Source organism: Providencia vermicola (assembly GCF_020381325.1).
In the GTDB taxonomy this organism is placed as follows: domain Bacteria; phylum Pseudomonadota; class Gammaproteobacteria; order Enterobacterales; family Enterobacteriaceae; genus Providencia; species Providencia vermicola.
Genome location: NZ_JAGSPI010000001.1, coordinates 448247 through 471813, shown reverse-complemented (window position 1 = coordinate 471813; position 23567 = coordinate 448247). Strand labels below are relative to the sequence as shown.

Sequence of the window (23567 nt, the reverse complement as noted above, 5' to 3'; positions counted from 1 at the left end):
TAATTAAATTAAACTTAAAGGAAATAAATATTATTAACAGGCAGTATATGCAAGACAAAACAATTCAATTTAGTAAATTTTTAAGCTACGTTTTACGCCACAAACCTGAAGCTATTTCACTCACTCTCGACCAAGATGGTTGGGTTAATGTTGATGATTTATTATTACAAGCCAACCGTCACGGGAAGAAGCTTACCCGTGAAATATTAGAGTATGTAGTTGAAAATAATAATAAAAAAAGGTTCACTTTCAATACTGAACAAACCATGATCCGCGCCGCACAAGGCCATTCAACTCAACAAGTTAATCTCAATCACCTTTCACATACACCCCCAGAGTTTCTTTATCATGGAACCGCAATACGTTTTGTCGATTCAATTAGACAACAAGGGTTATTAGCAGGTAATCGTCATCATGTGCATTTGTCGGACAACACAGAGACGGCAACCAATGTAGGTTCACGGCACGGCAAGCCCATCGTTTTGGTAATTGAAGCCAAAAAAATGGTGGAATCAGGTTATCTATTTTACTTATCCGATAACCACGTTTGGTTAACTGAACATGTTCCCGCCAAATTTATCCAACCGTAATAGCTAAAGCGGCAACGCATATGTGACCTTAACCGTTTCCATGGGGACTTCGGTCTTAATACTTTGGATACTGTTTATTTGTGTTAAATGATCCGCATGAAAACGGCGATATGAAGCAAGGTCTTGAGTGACAATGCGGATTAATGCATCACACTCACCCGCCATCAGATGGCATTCCACCACTTCAGGCATCTGTTTAATGTCTTCAACAAATTGGTTTATGGTTTTCGCATCCTGCGTTTTAAACCAAATGCGCGCAAATAACGACAACCCCGCGCCTATTTTTGCGCCATCAAGTACCGCCACATAACGTTTTATCACTCCCGCCTCTTCGAGCAATTTTACACGACGCAAACAAGGAGACGGGGAAAGCCCAACCTCTTTAGCCAGCTCAACATTCTGTATTTTTCCATCACGCTGTAGCACCTGTAAGATACGTCTATCAATGGCATCAAGTTTTATCATATTCATTTTTATTGAAACCCAAAGCTCACTTATTAATAGTTATTGATATTCAATGCTAATTTATTGTTATTTTCAAGCAATAAAACAACCCTATACTACTGCATTGTCGTTATAATTTTTACGCAGCTGGCCAGTTGCCTCATCAACAATAAAATCAAAGAGGTCATCCTATGGAGTTACACACATTAGCATTATTCAGTGCTACAGTGATCCCACTGATTTGCACACCAGGCCCTGATATTTTATTTATTTCAGCACAGGGGCTTTCAGGTGGGCCAAGAGCCGCTTGGAAGGCTAATTTAGGGATTATTTTAGGTTATATAGCCCATGCGATACTGGCGGCACTTGGCCTTGCTGCGATTGTTGCAACCTCACCAATAGTATTTCATACAATAAAATGGGTTGGTGTTGCCTATGTAGCCTACCTCGCTGTTCGGATGCTCATGTCTGCAATGAAAGCCAGTGAAGTCAAAATACAAAAAGTATCGAATAAAGCAGTGATTGGTAAGGCATTTTTAACCAGTTTTTTAAACCCTAAAGGCTTACTGGTGTATTTCGCAATTTTACCTAATTTTATTCAGTTGAGCGAAAGTGTTGCAATTCAATCGCTAATCCTTTCTGCCACTTTTATTGTATCTTGTGTGGTGATTTATGGGGTTATTGGAATGTTGTTTGCTTCCATGCATAAAAAACAAGGTTATAACGACAATAAACGCCGCATTACAGAAGGCGTTGCAGGTGGCTTGTTAACCTTTGCAGCTATAGGATTAGCGGCAAGTTAACGTGGTAATAGTTCAATATAAATCAGCTGGCTATTGGCACTAAGAGGGGCCACTTCACCCTCGCCGATATCCGGCAACCACCAACCGCCTTGACCAACCGCCATTCGGTTACAGTTCCCGCCAGACACAGCCCATTCGCCACGTCGCACAAAAACTAGGCCTGCTTGATTGTTCGGCAGTTTACACGGCTCTGTTACTAAAGCACTTTTTACCACCCAGCGATCTGCGCGGAAAATAAAATTCAATAGCTGTGTATTCGGCTGGCTCACATTGATAGCCGCATATTGCTGAGCTGAAAATTGAGCATGATCACCAACATGGCTCAACCGCTGCGTAAAGTTTTTATTATCGGTTAATGTTATTTCTTGGTTATTGAGCAAAATAACTAACCTTTCACCTTCGGCGTAGCGTTTAAGGTAGCTATCTTGATTAATCGTCGCGATGCTTGCACGTAATGAATAATCTGAAGCCACGGGCCAGCAAAAAACTTCTTGACTGGCCCCTCCTCCATCATTCCATTTGAGATGTGGCAAATCAGTGATATCAAAACATTTAATTTTCACATTACCTCCCAAAACGTTGTCATTCACTGCTTTAGATGTGTACTTAGAGTCGCAAAGTTAATCTTTCAAGGCAATGAATTTACAACGATAATGTGACTAATCGCGCTTCTCTTTAATTAATTGGTGACATAACCGACCTAATGTTTTCATCGCCTCTTCAATACGCTCAGTCCATGTAAAAGAAGCATTTAAGCGAAATGCATGGTTAAACTGATCACTGGTCGAAAACATACTGCCTGGTGCAATGCTGATACCTTCTTTTAATGCTAATTGGTATAAGCGAATTGCATTAAACGGCGGCTCAAATTCTAACCATAAAAAGTAACCACCTTTAGGCATATTCACTTTTACGGAGGACGGCATATATTTAGCTATTGCCCCTAGCATCTGATGCTGTCGTTGTTCCATGGTGACTCGCAATTTACGTAAGTGACTGTCGTAACCCCCTAAAGAGAGGTACTCAGCAATAGCGAGCTGCGTGGGAACACTCGCAGACACTGTACTCATCATCTGCAAATGCTGGATTTTGGTTGCGTGATGCCCTGCAGCCACCCACCCAACACGATACCCAGGAGCCAAACATTTGGAAAATGATGAACAGTGGAAAAAGTGCCCTTTAGTATCTAACGCTTTGGCAGGAATAGGTTGTTTGTTGCCAAAATACAATTCACCATAAACATCATCTTCAATTAATGCAATTTGGTGTTTATTTAAAATATCCACCAACCGCTTTTTATTGGCTTGTGGCATTGTGCCACCCAGTGGGTTTTGATAATGCGTCATCAACCAACAAGCTTTAATCGGATATTTGTCGGCAATGTCCTCTAATGCATCAAGATCGATACCAAATAAAGGGTCAGTTTTAATCGCGATCGCTTTGAGTTTTAACCGTTCAATCGCCTGCAATGACCCATAAAATGCGGGAGATTCAATAACGACCCAATCTCCAGGTTGGGTCACTGACTGCAAACTTAGTACCAGCGACTCCATCGCACCTGCAGTAATCACAATTTCATCTGGAGCGACATGGATACCTTGTGTCGCATAACGCTGGGCAATATTACGACGTAATTGCTCATTTCCTGGCGGTAAGTTAGCGGGTGTATTAAATTTTGATAAACGCCTCGCGACGGATGCCAATGATTTAGCGAGTTTAGGATCATCCAATAACGCAGGTTCTGGAAAAGCAGAGCCAAATGGGATAATATCTGGATCCTTACAGGCCTGTAATACCCCAAATATTGAGGCGTTAATCTCTACATTTTCATTTAAATGGAGTCCTTTTCCCCCTTTTGCCGCCGCAAAGGCGTTATTTCGGTTGGCTACATAGTATCCAGATTGTGGACGTGCGGCGACCCAACCTTGGCTTTCAAGTAATTGATATGCTTGCACCACGGTCATTAAACTAAGACCCGATTGCTTAACACTTTCCCTAAGTGAAGGTAATCTGTCACCAACTTGCCAGATATTGTCTTCAATTTGTTGACGAATTTGCGCTGCTAACTGTTCATATCTCGTCATAGCCGCCTCAACTGTTATAGTTAATATCCCGATAATTGTTACTATTATAGTTTATCGTCTCATGTTCTACTTATCCACACATTCACCTGACTTTTTTTAACTATAAGCACAAAACATTTTTAGTCGGATTGCGATACTTAGCATTCCGGTGTGAACAATTTTTTTGCTAGGGATAAGCGCCTCGATTGTGATCACCAAGGCTTTAAATGCAGCGTGCCATTAACATATCCACTCAGGGGTCAATATGTTTGGACTAACTGCGCTGGAGCTTGCCCGTATACAATTCGCGTTTACGGTCTCGTTCCATATTATTTTTCCAGCCATTACTATTGGGCTCGCAAGCTTTCTTGCGGTGCTACAAGGCTTATGGCTAAAAACACGTGACGAAGACTATATAAAACTGTTCCATTTTTGGACAAAAGTTTTTGCGGTTAATTTCGGAATGGGCGTGGTATCAGGATTGGTGATGGCATACCAATTCGGTACTAACTGGAGTTTCTTTTCAGACTTTGCAGGCGGGATCACAGGCCCGTTACTCACGTATGAAGTGCTAACCGCCTTCTTCCTTGAAGCAGGTTTCCTCGGTGTCATGTTGTTTGGCATGAACCGTGTCGGTGAAAAACTGCACTTTTTTGCTACCTGCATGGTCGCGCTAGGCACCATTATTTCCACTTTCTGGATTTTGGCATCTAACAGCTTTATGCAAACACCACAAGGTTTCGAAATCATCGATGGCCGTATCGTCCCCGTTGATTGGTTAGCGGTGATCTTCAACCCTTCTTTCCCATACCGTTTATTGCACATGACGACGGCAGCATTCCTTGCTGCGGCATTCTTTATTGGCGCATCTGCGGCATGGCATTTACTCAAAGGCAATAAATCCAGCGCAATGAAGAAGATGTTCTCCATGTCGTTGTGGTTGATTTTAGTTTTAGCACCTGTCCAAGCGTTAATTGGTGATGCGCATGGATTGAATACACTGAAACATCAACCAGTTAAAGTTGCCGCGATGGAAGGTCACTGGGAAAACAAACCAGGTGAAGCCACACCGCTTATTTTGTTTGGTATTCCAAACCAAGAGAAAGAAAAGACCGAATATGCCATCGAAATTCCGTATCTTGCGAGCCTAATTTTAACTCACAGCATTGATAAACAAGTGCCTGCGTTAAAAGAATACGCACCAGAAGACCGACCAAATGTATTCATGGTGTTTTGGTCGTTCCGTGTAATGGTCGGTTTAGGCTTATTAATGATAGCCGCAGGGGTTTGGGGCTTATGGCTTCGTTACCGTAAAAACCTGTATGAGTCCAAAACATTCCTGCGATTTATGTTCGTCATGGCCCCTTCTGGCTTGATTGCTATTTTAGCGGGCTGGTTTACGACAGAAATTGGTCGCCAACCTTGGGTGGTGTACGGTTTGCAGCGCACCTCAGATGCCGTCAGTGCCCACGGTGAAATGCACATGAGCATCAGTTTAATCGCCTTCTTTGTGGTTTACGGTGGCGTATTCGGTATCGGCTACATGTACATGATGAAATTAATTCGTAAAGGTATCGCGGAGGACGCAGCTCATGGGCATTGATTTACCTCTCATTTGGTTTGTCATCATCGTATTTAGTATGTTGATGTATATCGTGATGGATGGCTTCGATTTGGGTATCGGTATTCTCTATCCCGCTCTAAAAGATAGCCAAGACCGTGACTTAATGATGAACAGCGTTGCCCCCGTTTGGGATGGTAACGAGACGTGGCTTGTGCTCGGCGGTGCTGCCTTATTTGGTGCATTCCCGCTTGCCTACGCTATTGTGTTAGATGCCCTATCCATACCGCTAACTTTTATGCTGTTGGCCTTGATTTTCCGTGGTGTGGCATTTGAATTTCGCTTTAGAGCGGATGAATCTCACCGTCGCCATTGGGATCACGCGTTCATTTGGGGCTCTATTTTCGCGACATTTGTTCAAGGCGTCGTTGTGGGTGCTTTTATCCAAGGCTTCCACGTGGAAAACCGTACCTTTATGGGCGGCTACTTTGATTGGTTTGCCCCCTTCCCTCTGTTTTGTGGTTTTGGCTTAGTTGTTGCTTATGCTTTACTGGCTTGTGGTTGGCTAATCATGAAAACCGAAGGACATCTACGCCGTACCATGTACCGCATTCTGCGCCCATTGACCCTATTAATGGTTGCAGTGATAGCGGTTATTAGCTTGTGGACGCCAATGCTCAATCAAGCCATTTTTGACCGCTGGTTCACACTGCCAAATCTGTTCTTCTTTTTGCCTGTTCCATTACTGGTTCTGGGTTGTACATGGCTAATCTTAAAAAGTGCAAAGCGCCAACAGCATGATAGCTTGCCATTTTTATCCGCTTTGATGTTGATATTCCTCGGCTTTACAGGCCTAGGGATCAGTATATGGCCAACATTAATCCCACCAGCGATTAGCTTCCGTGACGCCGCGGGCCCCTCTGAAAGTTTAGGCTTTATGTTAGTGGGCGCGTTATTCATTATTCCTGTTATTTTGGTTTATACCTATTGGAGTTACTATGTCTTCAGAGGAAAAATTACCCCAGACCAAGGCTACCATTGATACCGCAGTAACCTCCCCTTGGTGGAAAAAACTCGGTTGGATGGCACTGATTTGGCTAGGAAGTGTACTAGCGCTGTTTGCTTTCTCTTCCGTGTTTAAATTGATGATGACCGCCGCTGGGATGAAAGTGAAGTAGATAACTTAAGTGCCTTATGTTAATACCTAAGGCACTTTTTTGTTTTATGTGAGGCAGATAGGATGAATATAAATGGTTAAATAATTAATATTCGTGATATGATAATGATAATAATTACCAAATAATAAAATTATCATTAACGAAGGAGACCGTCCGTGGCTACTGAACAACCCGTTGAAAAAAATATCTACCGCCCGGCGCCACCGCAGCTTATTCAAGTTAAATCCATTACTGATATCAGCCCCTCGATCCGTAGCATCACTTTTACGGGTGAAAAACTTGCAGACTACCCAACCGACTGCGAAGGCGGGCATTTAAAAATATTTTTAGCCCCTGACTTATCCAGCCAACCAGCACTGCCTATCCTTAGTAAAGAAGGCCGTAGTTGGCCTGAAGACAAACCTCGTCCATTTGTACGCACCTATACCGTAAGAGCCATTCGCCCTGACGTTAGCGAAATCGACATTGAATTTGCCATGCATGACGGTGCGACAGGGCCTGCCTATTTATTTGCCCGCGATGCCAAACCAGGTCATTGGATGGGGATCACCAATCCTGGTGGTCCAGACCCACTCCTGCCAAGCCGCAAACACTATTTTATGGCGGGGGACTCCAGTTCACTGCCTGCCATTGCCGCATTATTAGAAAAAATGCCAGCAGATGCCCAAGGAAAAGTGGTACTACGTATGGATAACCCAGCGGATGTACGCCCACTTAAAAAACCTACTCAAGTTGAAATCATTTGGATTTGTGGTGATATTAGCAAAACCACTGAATTAATTAGCACCTTTAAATCGTGGGATATTCCTGCCACAGATTGTGCATTTTGGATAGCGGGTGAAGACCAAATAATTCGTGATTTACGCCGTTTTGTTCGCCGTGAAAAAGGGTTTGGTCGTGATGATATCTACGCAATCCCCTACTGGAGACACGGCTATGATGAAGAAGGTTATCACCATGAACGCCATGCTGTAATGGATAACCCTGACGATTAATTCCGTTTTAAATTACCCTCAACGCTTATCAGTTGTATTATCGCTGATAAGCGTCTCCCTACCTGTCTTCTGCCCATTTTTTGAGTTTACTTGCATTGTATCACGCTATTTTGCGCATTTTTTTATTGCGATAAATGTTATGTTATAACATAATAAAACTAGATATTATCAAAATAGGAAATGACAGTGCATAAACACACATTATTAAATACAGCGCTTAGCGCAGTTTTTGCCATTAGCAGTTTTTCTGCTATTGCACACGGTTCACATAGCCATGCACATCCGCAATCGGAAAAAGCTCTTCAAGCCTCGAAAGGTATCTTTGAAGATTCAGATGTCAAAGACCGCTCGTTAAGCGATTGGCAAGGCGTATGGGAGTCAGTAAATCCATTATTATTAAATGGTAAGTTAGATGCTGTTTTAGAAAGCAAAGCACAGAAAAATAAAGATAAAACCGTTGAAGAATACCGCGCTTACTATAAAAAAGGCTACGCCACAGATGTTGACAGCATTGGCATCGAAAATAATATGGTTGAATTTACCCAAAACGGTGTCGTCAATAGCTGCCAATATGCGTACTCAGGCTATAAAATTTTACATTATACTTCGGGCAAAAAAGGCGTTCGCTACCTGTTTGAGTGCCAAGATGCTAAATCCAAAGCGCCAAAATACATTCAATTTAGCGACCATATTATCGAGCCACAAACGTCAGGTCATTTCCACTTATATATGGGAAATGAATCACAAGAAAAACTCCTAGGACAATTAGACAATTGGCCAACCTATTACCCTTATTCATTAACTGATGAGCAAATCGTTCACGAAATGCTGTACCATTAATCATCAGTGCGGATAAAAAATATGCCCCAGTAATCACTTATGGGGCATATTTTCATCACCCTTAAGGCAAATCAATTAGTCGTTATAGGCTAATAGTGCTTTATGGCACAATTGAGATCTCACACAATCATCAATGGTAAAGTTGACCATCGAGACCATTTCATCACTACTGAAACGTTGTAGCGCATCCGCAAGACCAGACTGCACCCCATCAGGTAAGTCACACTGAGTCACATCCCCGTTAACAATAACCGTGACGTTTTCCCCCAAACGCGTTAAAAACATCTTCATTTGGGTGACAGTGACATTTTGCGCTTCATCTAAAATCACAATGGCATTTTCAAAAGTTCGACCACGCATATACGCAAATGGCGCGATTTCAACTTTCGCAATTTCAGGACGCAAGCAATATTGCAGAAATGAACTCCCTAACCTTTTGGCTAGAACATCGTATACAGGGCGAAAATAGGGGGCAAATTTCTCAGACATATCCCCAGGTAAAAAACCAAGGTCTTCTTCCGCCTGAAGAACAGGCCTTGTTACAATGATCTTGCTGATATCTTTATTAAATAAGGCATCTGCGGCCAACGCGGTACTGATGAAGGTTTTACCACAACCTGCTTCACCATTGGCAAAAATTAACTGTTTGTGTTTAATCGAATTAATATAGAGCTTCTGAGCTTCATTTCGTGGCAGGATTGGTGAGCCATCACGACGTTCCTTTGCCATACCAATAGGCTCAATGCCAGTCAGTTCAGCGAAGGACGCAACGTTATTCATGTCAAACCGACCAGAACGTTCTTTACGTGATGAGCGTTTCATTTCACGACGTGCTTTTGTTGCAGCTTTCTGTCTACTCATAGTATTAACCCTTCCAGGTATCAGTGATGTCAATTTCAGATGACTAACTATTCAGAACAGAGAGGAGCTCCCTTCAAGCTCTTAGTTAACGATAAAACGGTGTAATGTGGTTCAATCCTCTTTCTTTTTAACAGGCCATAAAAAAACCGGTTAGTCATCTCACCATGACAATTTCATGATGGAGGCTAACCGGTCTTGTGTTCGTATTAATAAATACTGACTTCCCATTAGTTTCTCCTGTGACAGCGATACCGTTAAACTAATGAATCTGTATGACACTAATATGACAAACTGCAATATTTTTTGTGACTCAATGAGGCGCTGTTTTTATTACAGTTTTTACTTACCCTAAATATAGCGCTAATTTTTTTCAGAAGGCAACATTTTTTTAACACATTTTTGTATTTTATTTGTCACATCAAAATTTCACTAAAAAAAACGCCAATAATCAATTCGTTATTGGCGTTTAAATGACCATTAACGTGGTTTGCAGTTGCCAGCTAGGTGATAACCCGCTTCTTGGGCCGCATTTTCGTTAGCAAATATGATTGCATTTTTATCTGATAACGTCTTAAAACCAGAACAATGGGAGAAATGATACTTTTTGGAATTTTTATTACCTTTAATTTCAGCTGAAATTGCTAAGTTAGTTTGCTTTTCAGACTGTTTAGGCAATATTACAGTTGAAGATGGAGAAACTCTCACTCCTTCTCCCCCATTTTTATGGTTTAAGCTCCACTGTTTTTCCCCTGTCACAAATGGATTATGGTGCCCCATTACTTTAGCAATACGTTCATCACGGGTACGCTCCCACTGGTTTGGTGGAAATTTTTTATCCCATGCCATCAAGAGTTGTTGTTGCTGACGTGACATGGATAAATTATAACGGTCATGCATATAAAAATAGACACGAGCAACCTGCCCTTTCACCTCATCGCGGGGCTCAAAGACTTTTTGTTTAAAATCGACACGGCTACGACACATTCCATATGGATACGGGGTATTTGTGGATAATTGACCGAAGCTAAAATTACTTCTATCTCCATTTACCTCGCCAATGGAAGGCGCTAGGTTATGCAAATCAGCTTCCATACGAGCAAAAACAGGATCTGTCGAAACACAATTTTTCCGCCCACCATTCTGCCAACATTGGCGCTGATGACCGAATACCCATGCAGGCACAATATGTTCCCACTCTATACGTTCGGCACGGCTTTGCTGTTTGCGTACCTGATAGCCACAAGAGATTAAATCAACTTGCCCACCACTTTTGCCTGCCCACTCCCACTGGCAGCCACAGTAAATCGTTCCTTCCCCTTGTTGACTTTGATCAGAATAGACTTGAGTTTTGCTGAGCACTTTCGCTTGGGTGAATGAGCTAGGTGCCGCAAAAGAAAATGGTAAAAATAGAAAGAAAGACAGAATAAAACAAAAGAAAGACAACAAACTGGACTGTTTCAAAATAACACCACTAATCAGAATATAAGCGAAAAATTAATATAAATACGTTAGTGTTATTGCTAACACTCTAATGCAGATAGAAAATATCGTATATTCTAATCAAATCAAAACATTTATGGTATCAGCGATTGCCTATTTTTATTGAATAATTACACCTTCGGATTTTCTGCAAATTTAATAGTTAGTGTTAGTTTTTATCGTTAATAACGCTAAGCAGTACCCTGCTTCAAGAGCAAAAATATCCTTTAACTTTATTAAATATCACACACTTGGGCGTTTACGGTATAGCCACAGCCCAGGCAATGAAATACCGATGGATAATGCCCCCACAATAAAAGAAGCTTTTAAGAAGTTTGTCACTAAAACCTCAATTAACTCAGGGCTATAACCAAATTGGGAAAGCTTCACTACAGAGATCATCGCCACATAAGCACTAATACCAGGAAACATAGGGATCACCGCAGCAACCGTAAATACTTTTGGATGGGCTAACCACCAGCGGGACCATTGGATACCGATGATGCCAATTAAAATTGCGGCGAGAAAACTGGCCCATTCAATTTGTAGCCCTAACGCCATCAATATCATTCTAAACCCATAGCCAATCGCACCGAGCAAAGCACAGTATTTAAGTGCCCGTACAGGGACATTAAACACCATGGCAAAGCCAACTGCAGGAATAGCTGCCAACACCATTTTTTCGATTAACGCTAATAGAAATTCTATGCCCATTCTTTTAAATTCCAGATAGTCATGGCTAGCACCACACCAATACAGGTTGCGAGTGTGAGTAAACTTGCCATTGTCCAACGTGCTAAACCTGTATTCACATGCCCTTTAAACATGTCTGCAACCGCGTTAATCAACGGGAAGCCTGGCACAAGTAACAAGACACTCGCTGCCATCGAAATGGTTTCAGTCACCGCCAGATAAGGAATTTTGAGTAATAACCCTGACACTGAGGTAGCAACAAAGGCAGTAATGCAAAAATTGATCAACGGGTTCATTTGGTGAGAGGTTAAAACCTGCCTAATATACATTGCACAACCACTGGCTAAGAATGTAATTAAGGCACTTTCCCAACCACCGCCATTGAGTTTACTAAAGCATGCACAGGACAACGCAACCATTAGCACCATCAACCAACGTGGGTAACGTAATGGTTTTATAGAAGACAGTTTCTTTTGTAATTGTTTTCTGTCTAATAAATGGTGTTCAACTAATATTACGGCATGCTGTACTTCTGTCACCACATGCATATTAATACCACGGTCAATAATTCGTCGTGTTGAGGTTAAACAGCGGCCATCAATAATTGTCGTTAAAACTAAAGAGTTAGACGAAATCGCACTGTCCACTTGACTAGCACCAAGTGCAATGCCTAATCGAGTTGTCAATTGTTCCACTAACATGCTCTCAGCACCATGTTGTAACAATAACAAGCCGCATTCGATGCATAGCCGGGTGATTTCCCGTTGCATTTCAACAGAATCGCCCTCTATTAAACTGTGCCCATTTAACGTACATCCCGCCATTGCGCCCCCAAGATTGTGACAAGCATTCAGAAATTCACTTAAACATGTTAGTCTTTACAAATATCATAAGGCCAACTATCAGCTTAAATCATGATCTCTTTCAGGTAAATCTGTGATTCAGAGCCTATGATTTAAACTTTTTTGGTAAAATTACCACTTTATTTCATTATTCAAACAAAATGATAGGATCAATCATTCATGAATGACGCCCTTGCAGCCAAAACACCAAAAGGCAGACGCCGCCATCAAGCCATTATTACAGCGGCAGCTGAGGTATTCCTGCAATATGGTTTTGAGGGAGCCACTTTGGACATGGTGATTGAACGTGCTGGCGGCTCTCGCTCTACACTCTATAAAAACTTTGGGGACAAAGAAGGGTTATTTGCTGCAGTTATTGCTGATATGATTGATGAAATTTTCTCAGAACCAAACGAAAAAGTACCACATTTTACGACCATTGAATCTGTACTGGCTTTTTATGGCTCACAGTTCTTGATCAGTGTACTTAAACCACAATCGATTAGCTTATACCGATTGATCCTTGGAGAATACAACCGTTTTCCTGAAATCAGCCAAGCATTTTTCGAACAAGGCCCTGTAAAAAGCTACCGTTTACTGACCCAAAAACTCCTTGAATTACCTGAAGTGACTGTCGATGAAAAAACATTATTACCTATTTCATCACGGTTTTTGGAAATGATCAAAGCGGATGTCTTCACCACGACATTTTGTGTTGAAAACTTCAAACCCAGCGATGAATTTATCAACCAACAAATTGTACTTTCTGTTGATATCATCGCTAGCTATATTCGAAAAATAAGCGCTTAGCCTTTTCATTAAGCTAAAAGAGCTTGAGCTTGTATTTTCGCTGTATAAATATCCTTCGCCAATAACACCTCTGGGCCATACAATGCAGATAGCATCGGCGCTAGGCGTTCTTTTTCTTCTTTATCACTCCCATCCGGCTGCAATGTCACTACCATCGCACGACAATGTTGTTCCATGGGTTCTTTAGCATGCTTTAGCCAACGACGTACATATTTCATGCCTTCGATATCCTCTGCAGATGGTTTATCTTTTGGAGCTGTCGGCGGATATACTAAGGTAAACTGTGCCCTTCGGGCTAATAATAAGTCCATTTCCTCTAGCCATAAACGTGTTTCATCCATTGTGGATGGAAAAGCGTTCATAATACAAACAGGCCAACTGTTTGTATCCACCATAATTTTATTTTGCATAATAATCTCACTGTTCGCCATCAAAGTGTACCAGAGTGTACACTTTTCATTTAAGACTAGTCAATAATGATTATCATTTGTATTTTGCAAAATATGCTATTCTATAACTTGTTGTGCAGGAATAATCTCAATATGTCTAAAATTATTATGACTTAAAACATTAATAAAGGTTGAGTGATGCGTTTTTTAAAATGGAATGTTATCCTGATATTATTGTGACTTTTGAAAGTGAAAATACGATGAAAAAAACTCTTCCGATTGCATGTGGGTTATTCATGGCTGTTGTTGCCTTTAATGCCAATGCAGGTGCAACATGTGATACCTACTTTAAAGAAATGAACGAACTTGTTAAACAAGCTGAAGAACAATATAAAGATGAAGCCAATGCGGGAGAGCAAATTGCGCTGATGAAATCTCAGTTAGAAGAGGCGAAAAAAGCCCTCGCTAGTTATCCTGATGATGCTCAAGAGCAAGCTTGTAGCCAAGCACTAAAAGCAATTGAGCAAGCCAAAGAAGCGGTTAAAACAAAATAATCCATCTTCCATATATTCTAAAAAAACAGCCTGAAATCAGGCTGTTTTTTATTTTAGCGAACGACAAGCACCGATATTTTCGCATAAGAAACAATACCAGATGCATTCGAACCTAATAAATGTGTTGAAATGCTTGGGTTTCTAGAGCCAATAACAATTAAATCAGCATCAATAGTTTCAGCTTCCGCTAAAACTTTGTCCCTTGGAGAACCAAACTCCACCTTATAAGTAATTTTATCTGATGGATAATCGATTTTTTCAATAATTTCTTTGAGCTGTTCTTCCGAACGTTCCACCGCTTTTTTTGCAAATGAAGACAATAAATCATAGTGATAACTATAGCTCATCGAGAATCTTGAAACATCAGGAACAGAGTGAAATAAGTGAATTGTTGCATTCGAAATTTTCGCCAAATAGACCGCATGTTTCAATGCATTATCTGTTAAAACATCTTCAGATATGTCCACAGGAACCAAAATTGTTTTATACATACGATGCCCCTTATTAATTGTGTTTATCCATTTTCAAACCGTATTGTTGTTCATTTTCACGATTTGATTATGCGGTATTGCGGGTGAATAATTATCATTAAGCCTTTAAAAGTATAGTATCACTATACTTAAAAAGCTGTGAAGCTCCCTGCTTTTACTATAAAAAGTTTATTCCTCTAAATGCCATTTATGCAAAAGACGATGAATAAACGGAGTTACAATCAACCCAATACTAATAATAAAAACGCTTTGTAAAAATAAACCATAAATCGCAATAAAAAAACGACCGCCTTGGGTTATTGGGGCTGGCTCAATAGCCTGGCCACTCAGCATTGATAGTGCATTTAGCATCGATTCAACAATGGAGTGCCCTTCAATAAAATAAAAACCAATAATACCTGGCAACAATCCAAGAAAAAAAACCAAAAGAGCCAATAAATAAAAGCGTATTACCCTAAAAACAAAATGCTCAATACGCAGTAATTCTTTCGAAAATTTTTCCATATAAACTTAGTGAAACCTTATTATTAGCTAAACTGATTAAATATAAAATTAAGCACAATTAAGTCCATAACTTAATCAATATAAATAAAAAAGAGCCTACAACATAGTGTAGGCTCTTTTCTTATTCATTAACGAACAACAAGTACGGATGTTTCTGCGTAGCGGACAATACCCGCTGCTGTTGAACCTAACAGATGAGTCGTAATATTCGGACGGCGAGAACCAACCACAATGATATCAGCTTCAATATCTTTGGCCGTATTAATAACCTCATCACGTGGGGAACCAAAGGTAATAGTGTAACTAACATCTTCATGAGGTAAATCAATCGAATCCATCAACATTTTCATGTCTTCTTCCGCTTTTACCGTCGCACGATCTTTTATTTCCATATAACCTAACGCGTATGCGTTAATAATTGCAGAGGAAATAGGCAAGACATGAATTAGGTGAATTTTCGCACCAGACTGTTTTGCTAGATTAACCGCATGGCGAACCGCTTTACTGGTTAATTCGTCTTCAGTTAAATCAATAGGGACCAGAATCGTTTTATACATAACCCCTCCTAAATAAATGTTAAAATTAAGCTCTACAACAAAATTATAAACAATTACTTATAAATGTCTCTTATTCATAAAGATAAATGAGATCTCTGGCGACAAATTCAAACACTATTCCCGTAACCATGGTGTGACCGTTAAACCTACTAACATACCTTCTGGGCTTAATAAACGGGTGACAGTTTGTCCCCATGGCTCCATTTGGTTATTAACCAACAATTGATACCCCTGTTCTTGGCAAGTCTGAGTCACTTTTTCAATATCTGAAACTTCAAACTCCATCCAACTTTGTGGAATAGGAATATCTGCAGGCCATTGGTCTTTATTAAAACACGATTGCGCTACTTGATTTAAAGGCCAAAGTGCAAAATGTTTAACACCATCAAGATGTTCAGGCTCACAGATCAAATATTCGCTACCATTTTCTATCGGTTTTAATGGCAGCCTTAAAACCTCTAAATAAAAATGCTGACTTTTTTCGAAATCCGCTACAACTGGGCCAAACCCAGCAATAAACAATACATCCGAGCTATCGTGTAAATCTAACATGGTGTGACCTCAATAATGTATCATCCGAGCTTATTAAACATAGCAAACAAAACACCCGCCTTTAGCGCTCGCCACTTTATTTGATTCAGTCATTTTGTAGCTGTAACAGCATAGATTCAACCATTCTTTGCGCAATAATTCCCTGCTCAGCACTGATTATGGGTTGCGTCTGGTTTGCGACTGAATCGATAAAATGCCGAGCAACGCCATCAAAACCACGTTGCACCAAAATAGAATCCCAGTTGTCGGGTTGTTTCTCACAGATCCCTGACGCGGTTTCACAACGCCAATGGTTCATATTGGTAATTTGATGAAGCACTTCTTCAGCGACAGCCGTAACCTGTTCTTGTTGGCTACCTGCTTTACGGTGCATCGAAGTCGTTAGCCAGCAATGACCCACCTGTAAGTGATGTTCTGCATAGAATAATTCACCATTACGAGTTTGTTGAATATTGCCACTTTTTAAAACAGCCTCAAAACCGCCTAACCAAAGCACTGTGTCAACCACATGTAAATAATCATCGTACAACGTATAAGCCGTACTTTTAGGCCCAATGCTATTGATGCGGTGCTTATCCATACGAATAGAAGAAAACTGTTGCGTATTTTGTTTTAACGCGACATAAAAAGGAGAAAATCGGCGATTAAACCCCACCATTAAGGTTTTTTGTTGTTGGTGTGCTAATTCAATCAATTGTTCAGATTGTGCAATCTGTTCAGTCAATGGTTTATCTACATACACATGCACATTCGCCCGCAACAAGCGTTGTATCACCTCAAAATGGCTCGCAGTTGCGCTGTGAACAAAAACAGCATCACATTGAGCTGCCAAAGCATCGATGGAGCTAAATAAGGGGAGCCGATAGCTATCACAGACTAATTTAGCTTTTGCCTGATTTGGCGAGAATGCGCCAACTAAATGCCAATTATCTTCTTTAGTTAAAATAGGCAAATAGGCTTTTTGCGCAATTCCCCCTAGGCCGACGACTCCAATCTTTAATCTACCCATCTTAATTTCGCTCTTAAGTGATTTATCGAGTCGGAAATCATCTCATTATTATGATTTTTTTTAAAAATTTTTTTGTCGAAAAACTCAAGAACATAGCAGATAAAAACACAATACTTTGTTTTATTTGAAATAAAAGGCAATTCCGTCATGAAAAAAACTGAGTAGCAATACAAAAAAAGGGGTTGATTTATTAAATGAGAATGGTTATCTTTTACCTCGTGAATACTTGAGTAAATCACTCAGGTTTGTCACAAACGACATTGCTCACATTGCTTCCAGTTTAGCAGGCCAACTTGATTGTTGGCCTTTTTTTTATTCTTCAGTATGTTGTTATTGCTTTCGTATCGCGCTACTAAAGCTCCATGACTTTAAGTGCCCAACATATAGTAAGCGCTGAGTTGGCATAAATGTTGGTACATCGTCTGTACGCATATGCAATATATCCGCAGGGGTGATCCATGATGAATTTCCTTCAAACAACGGAATGCCTGCATATTTATAAGCATCTAGGACAAACTGCGAACAAAAGAAACCGTTCGCTTGGTCAATATCATCCCCTAGTTGGACTTTTGCTAATGTGCGCAAGCAAAAATTACGCACAGTTTCACCAATTAAAGGTAATTCACATACCCGCTTAGTGATCATCCATGGGGCTATCATCACAATACCTTTATAGTTATACTTATTTCCGTTGTTGTGTACTGAAAATTCACGTAGCTTATCCGCATGAAGCGAGGTTAACCCAGCCTGCCTTAATACCACCATATTGTTTGAATCTTTAACGGCTTGTTGCAACGTAATGATTCTAACACCACTACCAACCGACTCAGCAACTTCCCCAAGCCCTAAATAAATAGAGGCATGGCTTACACCACTGATACTAAACAACCGAATCCCCCAAGAATTCAACCCTGTAGCGGATGACAATAGAATATCGCCAGGTAACATATCTGATACAGACAAAAGCTCTACTGTATCTTTGATAGGTACTGTATTCGCATGTTGAATACTGAATTTGAAACGATTAGTTTCTTCATCGGATTTGAACTGAGTTGAGCACCCTGAGAGAAAAAAATAAAATACACACAAAAACAAAAATTGAAACTTCATTCTAAAGTACCCAACATTTTATTCTACATTTTTTAATGGAATACTCATGTTATCGTCAAAAATTATTTATGACTATCACTTATTATAAAAGGGACTTAAATTGAAAATCGTGATCACAAAATTTGAATAGAATGTAATGATGGGAGGTAAAAATAAATATTGGAGGAAAATTTATAGCATTTAGCCATCTATAACCCTCTAGTCAATACTAGAGGGCGACATACTCTCAGTTAACTTACCACATACTCAGGGTAAAATACCGTTACTGAATGGTATGTTTTCTTTTCCGTTGCTTTATTGTTTTGAATAGCAACAGTTTTATTCTCTTTTGAACCTATTGATACGCGAATATTTTTTTTAGAACGACTTTGTTTATAAGGCATTCCTAATAAGCGACGTGCACTGTTATTACTAACCATTATCGACTCCTTATACTAGTCAATTTAAATTCATTAATTTAATGAATATAAAAAATATAGTCATCGTTGACCACAAGGGTATTTTTTGTTTTACATCAAATATAAAACAAAATGTAACCTAACTAGTATAGCAGCAATCCAATGTTATTTAATGTAATTAAACTTATTAATTTCACTTCGAAACAAAAATCAAACAAGAACAGTATAAATATATCCGTGGTAAAAAATTTACCTCGGTAGATATTATTCTCTGTTTATCTATGCAGCGTCTGTTATTGACACCAATTGAGCCCTATCGTTTTAAATGCATCGCTCCCAATATTGTAGAAAAATAAAATTAAGCAAGCATGCTAACCAACATTTTGGCACGCTTTTAATTACGTTAAAGGAGATGCAGGACTAGAACACTTTTCGTTCCAAATCCGATTGACTTGTTCTGGTAATAAAATTTCATGACCACCTTCAACAAAGGGAATAGAGATATCCATTCGTGAATCGTCATCATGAGTGTATGCTTTTACAATGAACCGCTTATATCCGTCTGGTTTATCATTTTTGTAGCGAAACACTTCCCCACAAACATAGCCCACCTTACCGTTATCCTCAGTGTAGCGCGAAAAATGGTATTCAATATTTTTGAATTTTGCAGCTTGTGGATAAGCAAGAACATCATTTACATTTTTTTTTACTTGTTCAACTAAACTTAGCTGTGTGGGCTTCATGTACAATGTACCGAGTAAAAATGCAGCGCCAAAAATAAGTATTGCAATGACCGCTTTAAAAAAATTCATTTTATTGTCGCCATTAAGTGTAGACATAACGTATATTCATTCATGATAATAACCTTATATCAGCTAAAATCCATCATTAAAACGTAAATAATATTTTTACCATCCCTTAAATAAATATGCTTACTTTTACATACATTAATAACCACATATTTGTTAATGCTAAAACTATAGCCAAATACAACTTAAGCTAAACTTTGAAGTAAAACCAACTAATAAATTACATCTTTATAACCCCAATATTTCTTCACTCATTGATGTTCTTGTATTGTGCATGTATAAAAATTATCAGTATAGTGAGTGCTTTAGCTAAATCATTTATTCGGAGTCTTCAAATGAAAACAATCGGCTTAATTGGTGGAATGAGTTGGGAGTCCACATTACTTTATTACCAACAAATAAATGAATCAATCAAGCAAAATTTGGGCGGTTTACATTCTGCTAAAATTGTACTATATAGCGTTGATTTTGCTGAAATTGAGCACTATCAAACCCATGGTCAATGGGATCTTGCTGCTCAGTGCTTAGTGGATGCAGGAAAACGCTTAAAACTTGCTGGTGCAGACTTCCTTGTATTATGTACCAATACAATGCATAAGGTAGCTAATGAGATTGAATCTCATGCACACCTTCCATTATTACATATCGCCGATGCCACTGGTGAACGTATTGTTCAAGAGGGATTAAAGAAAATTGGTTTATTAGGTACAGCGTTTACCATGGAGCAATCTTTTTACAAGGATAGATTAGCCAAACAATATGGATTGGATGTACTAACACCTAATAGTGAGGATAGAAAGATTGTCCATGACATTATTTATAATGAGTTGTGTCTAGGAAAAGTTCTCCCATCATCTAAAAAAGAATATCAACGAATTATGTCATCTCTTGTCCAACAAGGCGCAGAAGGTATCATTTTAGGATGTACTGAAATTACATTACTGGTAGGCTCCAATGATACAACAGTAAAAGTTTTTGATACCACGGCTATTCATGCAGAGAAAACTGTCGAAATTGCATTATCCATTTAATATAAAAACGAGTGAAGATACTATCTTTAAATAAAAAAAATCAAGATAGTATCTTGCTATTCCTCTTTTTTCTCATAGACTCAAAAAAATATCCATATTAAAATTCAGAATAAAAATCTATATTTACATATTTTAGCTTCATTAAATTATTTAAATTAAAATCCTTTAATGACTAATTCGTATTTTTATTATTTTCTAAGATTTTCAACATTGGTTATCCAACTTTATTGTCTATTTAATTTACAGATTTTTTCCCATTGAATATTCGTTTGTATCTATGATAATCGACATAAATTTAACTTTAGGGAAATTATTATGACAAACAAAAAATCAGGAAATATAGCTTTAGGACATTTCATTAAGAAAAAACGCTTAGAATGCCAAATAACATCTCAAGAAATGGCGAAAAATATTTCCATTCCTGAAGCCACCTATCTTAGGTATGAGGATGGCTCATTATCAATATTCATTGACGATCTTGTCATATTGTCAAAAATCTTTAACCTTGATTTAAACATATTATTCAATATTTATCTTAATCCTGAAACGCATCACTAAATTATGCGAATTAAAAATTGATGGTCGCATCAAACATGCTCTTTTTTTGATATAACGAATATTATTCTCGACAATATGTGTAGCTCTATTAATATAGTATTAACTATTCATGATTATTGCGAGGCAATATATGTTGTTTTCAAAAGCAGAAAGATCCCCCTTCTAATAACGTTATTTATTAATTATTAGAAGGGGAAAACAATGAGTTATACTCGATTCAACGTTGAAGCATGGCAACGAAAAGAACACTACCATGTTTATAATGAACAAGTGAACTGTGGGTTCAGCCTAACAGTAAAAATTGATATAACATCGCTATATCGTTTTATATCATTACGTGACTATCGCTTTTATCCTACGATGATTTACTTACTCTCATCCATAGTGAATAAACACGATGAATTTAAGCTATCTAAAAAAAACAATGAGCTTATTTTATGGGATAAAGTACACCCCAGTTTCACTATTTTTCATAATCAAACAGAAACATTCTCCTCATTGTGGTGCGAGTATTCTGATAACATTCATATTTTTATGGATAATTATCATCATCAGCTAGCATTATATAAAGATGATAACAAACTAGCCCCTCAACCAGCGCAAGCAGAAAATATTTTTTATATTTCTTCATTGCCTTGGGTTTCGTTTGACAGTTTTAATTTGAATATTGCCAATATTGCCAGCAATTTCACGCCTATTTTTACAATGGGGAAATTCTATCGTGAAGGTGATAAAATACTATTGCCTCTTTCAATTCAAGTACATCATGCTGTCTGCGATGGGTTTCATGTAGGCCGATTCGTGAATGAATTACAGATGTTATGCAATCAATTAGCGGATTAATTGAACGATCTTAGTGTTGTTACTCAATCATACTGAGAAGCAAGGGAAGCACCCTGCTGACAAACCGATTAAATTTGACAGCCGCATGCTTCCCTTTTTAGATGGTACTTTCAGACAAATTATTATCTCTACAACTCGCTAATAAGAAGCCAGCTAATGTAGAACACATCTCCGACAGCCCCACTTTGGAATACATAATCGATTGGGGTAACAACCATTTTTATGGTATTTGCAAGTGTTAACGCAATAAGATCTACAGGGTTCGTTGCTGGCATATTTCCTCCATTTTACCTTAGCCTAATAGGCAACTTTCCATTATTCAATCAGATAAACACGATAATGACGCCTTTTATAGAATAAGTGTCACATGTTAAAAATGTCTTTTTACTAACAAGTATCACTCCCCCCCTCGATTCTGTTATTATGTGCTTCTTTTCACAGATTTTTGCTAATAGCGATTTATAAAAAACAATAAAAATACTAATTAAATTTTATAAAACTACTATCTATCAGCAACATAAATAACAATCCGCAACAGAATCTTATAGAATGACAACCAATAAAGAACAGTACAACTTAAACAAATTACAAAAACGGATTCGCCGTGATGTTGGGCAAGCTATTGCTGACTTCAATATGATTGAAGATGGCGATCGTATCATGGTCTGTTTATCTGGCGGGAAAGATAGCTATACGTTACTTTCCATTTTGCAAAGTTTACAAAAAAGCGCGCCTATTCAGTTTTCGTTAGTCGCAGTTAATCTTGACCAAAAGCAACCCGGTTTTCCTGAGCATATTCTGCCCGCTTATCTCGATAATTTAGGTGTTGAATATAAAATTGTTGAAGAAAATACATACGGTATTGTGAAAGAAAAAATACCTGAAGGGAAAACAACCTGTTCTTTGTGCTCACGTTTGCGTCGTGGCATTCTGTACCGTACAGCAACGGAATTAGGTGCAACCAAGATTGCATTAGGGCATCACCGTGATGACATTTTACAAACTATGTTCTTAAACATGTTTTATGGTGGCAAATTAAAGGGCATGCCACCAAAACTAATGAGTGATGATGGAAAACATATTGTGATTCGCCCTCTCGCTTATTGCCGTGAAAAAGATATTGAACGTTTTGCTCAAGCGAAAGAATTCCCGATTATTCCTTGCAACTTGTGTGGTTCACAACCAAATTTACAGCGCCAAGTAATTAAAGAAATGCTGCGTGATTGGGATAAACGTTATCCAGGCCGGATTGAAACCATGTTCCGTGCAACACAAAATATTGTTCCTTCTCACTTATGTGACACTGAACTATTTGATTTTAAAAATATTTCGCATGGTGATGACGTTATCGCTGGCGGTGATTTAGCCTTTGATCGAGAAGAAATGCCAACACAGCCTTTCATTGATGAAGATGATACACCCGATTTTACTACGCAGCGCTTAGATATTGTCGAGGTGAAATAAACCGTTAAATAGCCTCCTAGCTGGAGGTTATTTTTTGCTATCAGATTTTAAGCAAAAAAAAGCCGATGTAAATTACATCGGCATTACAGTGGTCAATTATTCTGTATAAGAACTCAATATGAGAAAAACTACAATTATG

30 protein-coding genes are annotated in these 23567 nt (G+C 38.9%); 13 read left to right on the top strand and 17 right to left on the bottom strand.

All coding sequences use genetic code 11. From position 1 onward, the window contains the following. Positions 1 to 47 precede the first annotated feature (47 nt). On the top strand, positions 48 to 590 hold the full coding sequence (locus KDJ85_RS02230) for an RNA 2'-phosphotransferase (protein WP_225818288.1): 543 nt from the start codon (positions 48 to 50) through the stop codon (positions 588 to 590). Between the two features lie 3 nt (positions 591 to 593). Here KDJ85_RS02230 and KDJ85_RS02225 read toward each other — a convergent pair whose 3' ends face one another. Then, complete coding sequence (locus tag KDJ85_RS02225) at positions 594 to 1061, bottom strand: Lrp/AsnC family transcriptional regulator (RefSeq protein WP_225818287.1); 468 nt, start codon at positions 1059 to 1061, stop codon at positions 594 to 596. Between the two features lie 164 nt (positions 1062 to 1225). On the opposite strand from KDJ85_RS02225, the gene KDJ85_RS02220 reads away from it, so the two are divergent. Next, on the top strand, positions 1226 to 1837 hold the full coding sequence (locus KDJ85_RS02220; RefSeq protein ID WP_225818286.1) for a LysE family translocator: 612 nt from the start codon (positions 1226 to 1228) through the stop codon (positions 1835 to 1837). Here the strand turns inward: KDJ85_RS02220 and KDJ85_RS02215 are convergent. Then, complete coding sequence (locus tag KDJ85_RS02215) at positions 1834 to 2400, bottom strand: HutD/Ves family protein (protein WP_225818285.1); 567 nt, start codon at positions 2398 to 2400, stop codon at positions 1834 to 1836. The genes KDJ85_RS02220 and KDJ85_RS02215 overlap by 4 nt on opposite strands. A gap of 96 nt (positions 2401 to 2496) precedes the next feature. Continuing rightward, positions 2497 to 3921, bottom strand: a complete 1425-nt coding sequence (locus KDJ85_RS02210; protein ID WP_206084100.1) for an aminotransferase-like domain-containing protein — start codon at positions 3919 to 3921, stop codon at positions 2497 to 2499. A gap of 244 nt (positions 3922 to 4165) precedes the next feature. On the opposite strand from KDJ85_RS02210, the gene KDJ85_RS02205 reads away from it, so the two are divergent. The 5 genes from KDJ85_RS02205 (at position 4166) to zinT (ending at position 8474) form a co-directional block, all read left to right on the top strand. Then, positions 4166 to 5503, top strand: coding sequence for a cytochrome ubiquinol oxidase subunit I (locus tag KDJ85_RS02205; protein WP_206084099.1), 1338 nt, complete (start codon positions 4166 to 4168; stop codon positions 5501 to 5503). After that, on the top strand, positions 5493 to 6503 hold the full coding sequence (gene cydB / locus KDJ85_RS02200) for a cytochrome d ubiquinol oxidase subunit II (protein ID WP_225818284.1): 1011 nt from the start codon (positions 5493 to 5495) through the stop codon (positions 6501 to 6503). The genes KDJ85_RS02205 and cydB overlap by 11 nt, the downstream gene beginning before the upstream one ends. Beyond that, positions 6460 to 6639, top strand: a complete 180-nt coding sequence (locus KDJ85_RS02195) for a DUF2474 domain-containing protein (protein WP_206084097.1) — start codon at positions 6460 to 6462, stop codon at positions 6637 to 6639. The genes cydB and KDJ85_RS02195 overlap by 44 nt, the downstream gene beginning before the upstream one ends. Before the next feature lie 155 nt (positions 6640 to 6794). Beyond that, complete coding sequence (locus KDJ85_RS02190) at positions 6795 to 7634, top strand: siderophore-interacting protein (protein ID WP_225818283.1); 840 nt, start codon at positions 6795 to 6797, stop codon at positions 7632 to 7634. A gap of 186 nt (positions 7635 to 7820) precedes the next feature. Continuing rightward, complete coding sequence (gene zinT, locus KDJ85_RS02185) at positions 7821 to 8474, top strand: metal-binding protein ZinT (protein ID WP_420851539.1); 654 nt, start codon at positions 7821 to 7823, stop codon at positions 8472 to 8474. Positions 8475 to 8549: 75 nt separating this feature from the next. Here zinT and phoH read toward each other — a convergent pair whose 3' ends face one another. The 4 genes from phoH to KDJ85_RS02165 all read right to left on the bottom strand — a co-directional run bounded on the left by phoH (position 8550) and on the right by KDJ85_RS02165 (position 12331). Beyond that, the gene (gene phoH, locus KDJ85_RS02180; protein WP_206084094.1) at positions 8550 to 9335 is read right to left on the bottom strand and encodes a phosphate starvation-inducible protein PhoH; all 786 of its coding nucleotides are present in this window, start codon (positions 9333 to 9335) and stop codon (positions 8550 to 8552) included. A gap of 477 nt (positions 9336 to 9812) precedes the next feature. Then, the gene (locus KDJ85_RS02175; protein WP_225818357.1) at positions 9813 to 10781 is read right to left on the bottom strand and encodes an endonuclease; all 969 of its coding nucleotides are present in this window, start codon (positions 10779 to 10781) and stop codon (positions 9813 to 9815) included. A gap of 276 nt (positions 10782 to 11057) precedes the next feature. After that, positions 11058 to 11528, bottom strand: a complete 471-nt coding sequence (locus tag KDJ85_RS02170) for a threonine/serine exporter (RefSeq protein WP_225818281.1) — start codon at positions 11526 to 11528, stop codon at positions 11058 to 11060. Next, a complete protein-coding gene (locus KDJ85_RS02165; RefSeq protein WP_225818280.1) occupies positions 11519 to 12331 on the bottom strand; it encodes a threonine/serine exporter family protein in 813 nt (270 codons plus the stop codon). Before KDJ85_RS02165 ends, KDJ85_RS02170 begins: the two co-directional genes overlap by 10 nt. Positions 12332 to 12529: 198 nt before the next feature. Between KDJ85_RS02165 and KDJ85_RS02160 the strand changes: the two genes are divergently transcribed. Then, positions 12530 to 13159 (top strand): TetR/AcrR family transcriptional regulator, encoded by a 630-nt coding sequence (locus KDJ85_RS02160; RefSeq protein ID WP_225818279.1) that lies wholly within the window; start codon positions 12530 to 12532, stop codon positions 13157 to 13159. A gap of 8 nt (positions 13160 to 13167) precedes the next feature. On the opposite strand, the gene KDJ85_RS02155 is transcribed toward KDJ85_RS02160, so the two are convergent. Continuing rightward, positions 13168 to 13569 carry a hypothetical protein gene (locus KDJ85_RS02155; RefSeq protein ID WP_225818278.1) on the bottom strand — a complete coding sequence of 134 codons (402 nt, stop codon included), beginning with the start codon at positions 13567 to 13569 and terminating at the stop codon, positions 13168 to 13170. A 239-nt stretch (positions 13570 to 13808) separates the two neighbouring features. Between KDJ85_RS02155 and KDJ85_RS02150 the strand changes: the two genes are divergently transcribed. Beyond that, positions 13809 to 14102, top strand: a complete 294-nt coding sequence (locus KDJ85_RS02150; RefSeq protein ID WP_225818277.1) for a DUF5339 family protein — start codon at positions 13809 to 13811, stop codon at positions 14100 to 14102. A 53-nt stretch (positions 14103 to 14155) separates the two neighbouring features. Here the strand turns inward: KDJ85_RS02150 and KDJ85_RS02145 are convergent, their stop codons facing one another. The 8 genes from KDJ85_RS02145 to KDJ85_RS02110 all read right to left on the bottom strand — a co-directional run bounded on the left by KDJ85_RS02145 (position 14156) and on the right by KDJ85_RS02110 (position 19562). Beyond that, on the bottom strand, positions 14156 to 14593 hold the full coding sequence (locus KDJ85_RS02145; protein ID WP_206084088.1) for a universal stress protein: 438 nt from the start codon (positions 14591 to 14593) through the stop codon (positions 14156 to 14158). 168 nt (positions 14594 to 14761) lie between these two features. Then, positions 14762 to 15097, bottom strand: coding sequence for a hypothetical protein (locus KDJ85_RS02140; protein ID WP_225818276.1), 336 nt, complete (start codon positions 15095 to 15097; stop codon positions 14762 to 14764). Between the two features lie 128 nt (positions 15098 to 15225). Beyond that, positions 15226 to 15654 (bottom strand): universal stress protein, encoded by a 429-nt coding sequence (locus KDJ85_RS02135; RefSeq protein ID WP_206084086.1) that lies wholly within the window; start codon positions 15652 to 15654, stop codon positions 15226 to 15228. Between the two features lie 114 nt (positions 15655 to 15768). Continuing rightward, positions 15769 to 16206 carry a VOC family protein gene (locus KDJ85_RS02130; protein ID WP_225818275.1) on the bottom strand — a complete coding sequence of 146 codons (438 nt, stop codon included), beginning with the start codon at positions 16204 to 16206 and terminating at the stop codon, positions 15769 to 15771. An 85-nt stretch (positions 16207 to 16291) separates the two neighbouring features. Then, complete coding sequence (locus KDJ85_RS02125) at positions 16292 to 17215, bottom strand: Gfo/Idh/MocA family protein (RefSeq protein WP_225818274.1); 924 nt, start codon at positions 17213 to 17215, stop codon at positions 16292 to 16294. A gap of 330 nt (positions 17216 to 17545) precedes the next feature. Then, entirely contained in the window at positions 17546 to 18325 is a 780-nt protein-coding gene (locus KDJ85_RS02120; protein ID WP_225818273.1) for a YaeF family permuted papain-like enzyme, read from the bottom strand. Between the two features lie 230 nt (positions 18326 to 18555). Beyond that, the gene (gene sra, locus KDJ85_RS02115) at positions 18556 to 18744 is read right to left on the bottom strand and encodes a stationary-phase-induced ribosome-associated protein (protein WP_206084082.1); all 189 of its coding nucleotides are present in this window, start codon (positions 18742 to 18744) and stop codon (positions 18556 to 18558) included. A gap of 377 nt (positions 18745 to 19121) precedes the next feature. Beyond that, on the bottom strand, positions 19122 to 19562 hold the full coding sequence (locus tag KDJ85_RS02110; protein ID WP_225818272.1) for a hypothetical protein: 441 nt from the start codon (positions 19560 to 19562) through the stop codon (positions 19122 to 19124). Between the two features lie 305 nt (positions 19563 to 19867). Here KDJ85_RS02110 and KDJ85_RS02105 point away from each other — a divergent pair, with 305 nt between their 5' ends. The 3 genes from KDJ85_RS02105 to catA all read left to right on the top strand — a co-directional run bounded on the left by KDJ85_RS02105 (position 19868) and on the right by catA (position 21964). Beyond that, positions 19868 to 20563, top strand: coding sequence for an aspartate/glutamate racemase family protein (locus tag KDJ85_RS02105; RefSeq protein WP_225818271.1), 696 nt, complete (start codon positions 19868 to 19870; stop codon positions 20561 to 20563). A 315-nt stretch (positions 20564 to 20878) separates the two neighbouring features. Next, entirely contained in the window at positions 20879 to 21121 is a 243-nt protein-coding gene (locus tag KDJ85_RS02100) for a helix-turn-helix domain-containing protein (RefSeq protein ID WP_225818270.1), read from the top strand. Between the two features lie 201 nt (positions 21122 to 21322). Continuing rightward, positions 21323 to 21964, top strand: coding sequence for a type A chloramphenicol O-acetyltransferase (gene catA, locus KDJ85_RS02095; protein ID WP_225818269.1), 642 nt, complete (start codon positions 21323 to 21325; stop codon positions 21962 to 21964). A 128-nt stretch (positions 21965 to 22092) separates the two neighbouring features. On the opposite strand, the gene KDJ85_RS02090 is transcribed toward catA, so the two are convergent. Continuing rightward, positions 22093 to 22239: a hypothetical protein gene (locus KDJ85_RS02090; protein ID WP_225818268.1), complete on the bottom strand. Its 147-nt coding sequence runs from the start codon at positions 22237 to 22239 to the stop codon at positions 22093 to 22095. 274 nt (positions 22240 to 22513) lie between these two features. Between KDJ85_RS02090 and ttcA the strand changes: the two genes are divergently transcribed. Beyond that, positions 22514 to 23428 (top strand): tRNA 2-thiocytidine(32) synthetase TtcA, encoded by a 915-nt coding sequence (gene ttcA, locus KDJ85_RS02085; protein ID WP_225818267.1) that lies wholly within the window; start codon positions 22514 to 22516, stop codon positions 23426 to 23428. Positions 23429 to 23567 lie beyond the last annotated feature (139 nt).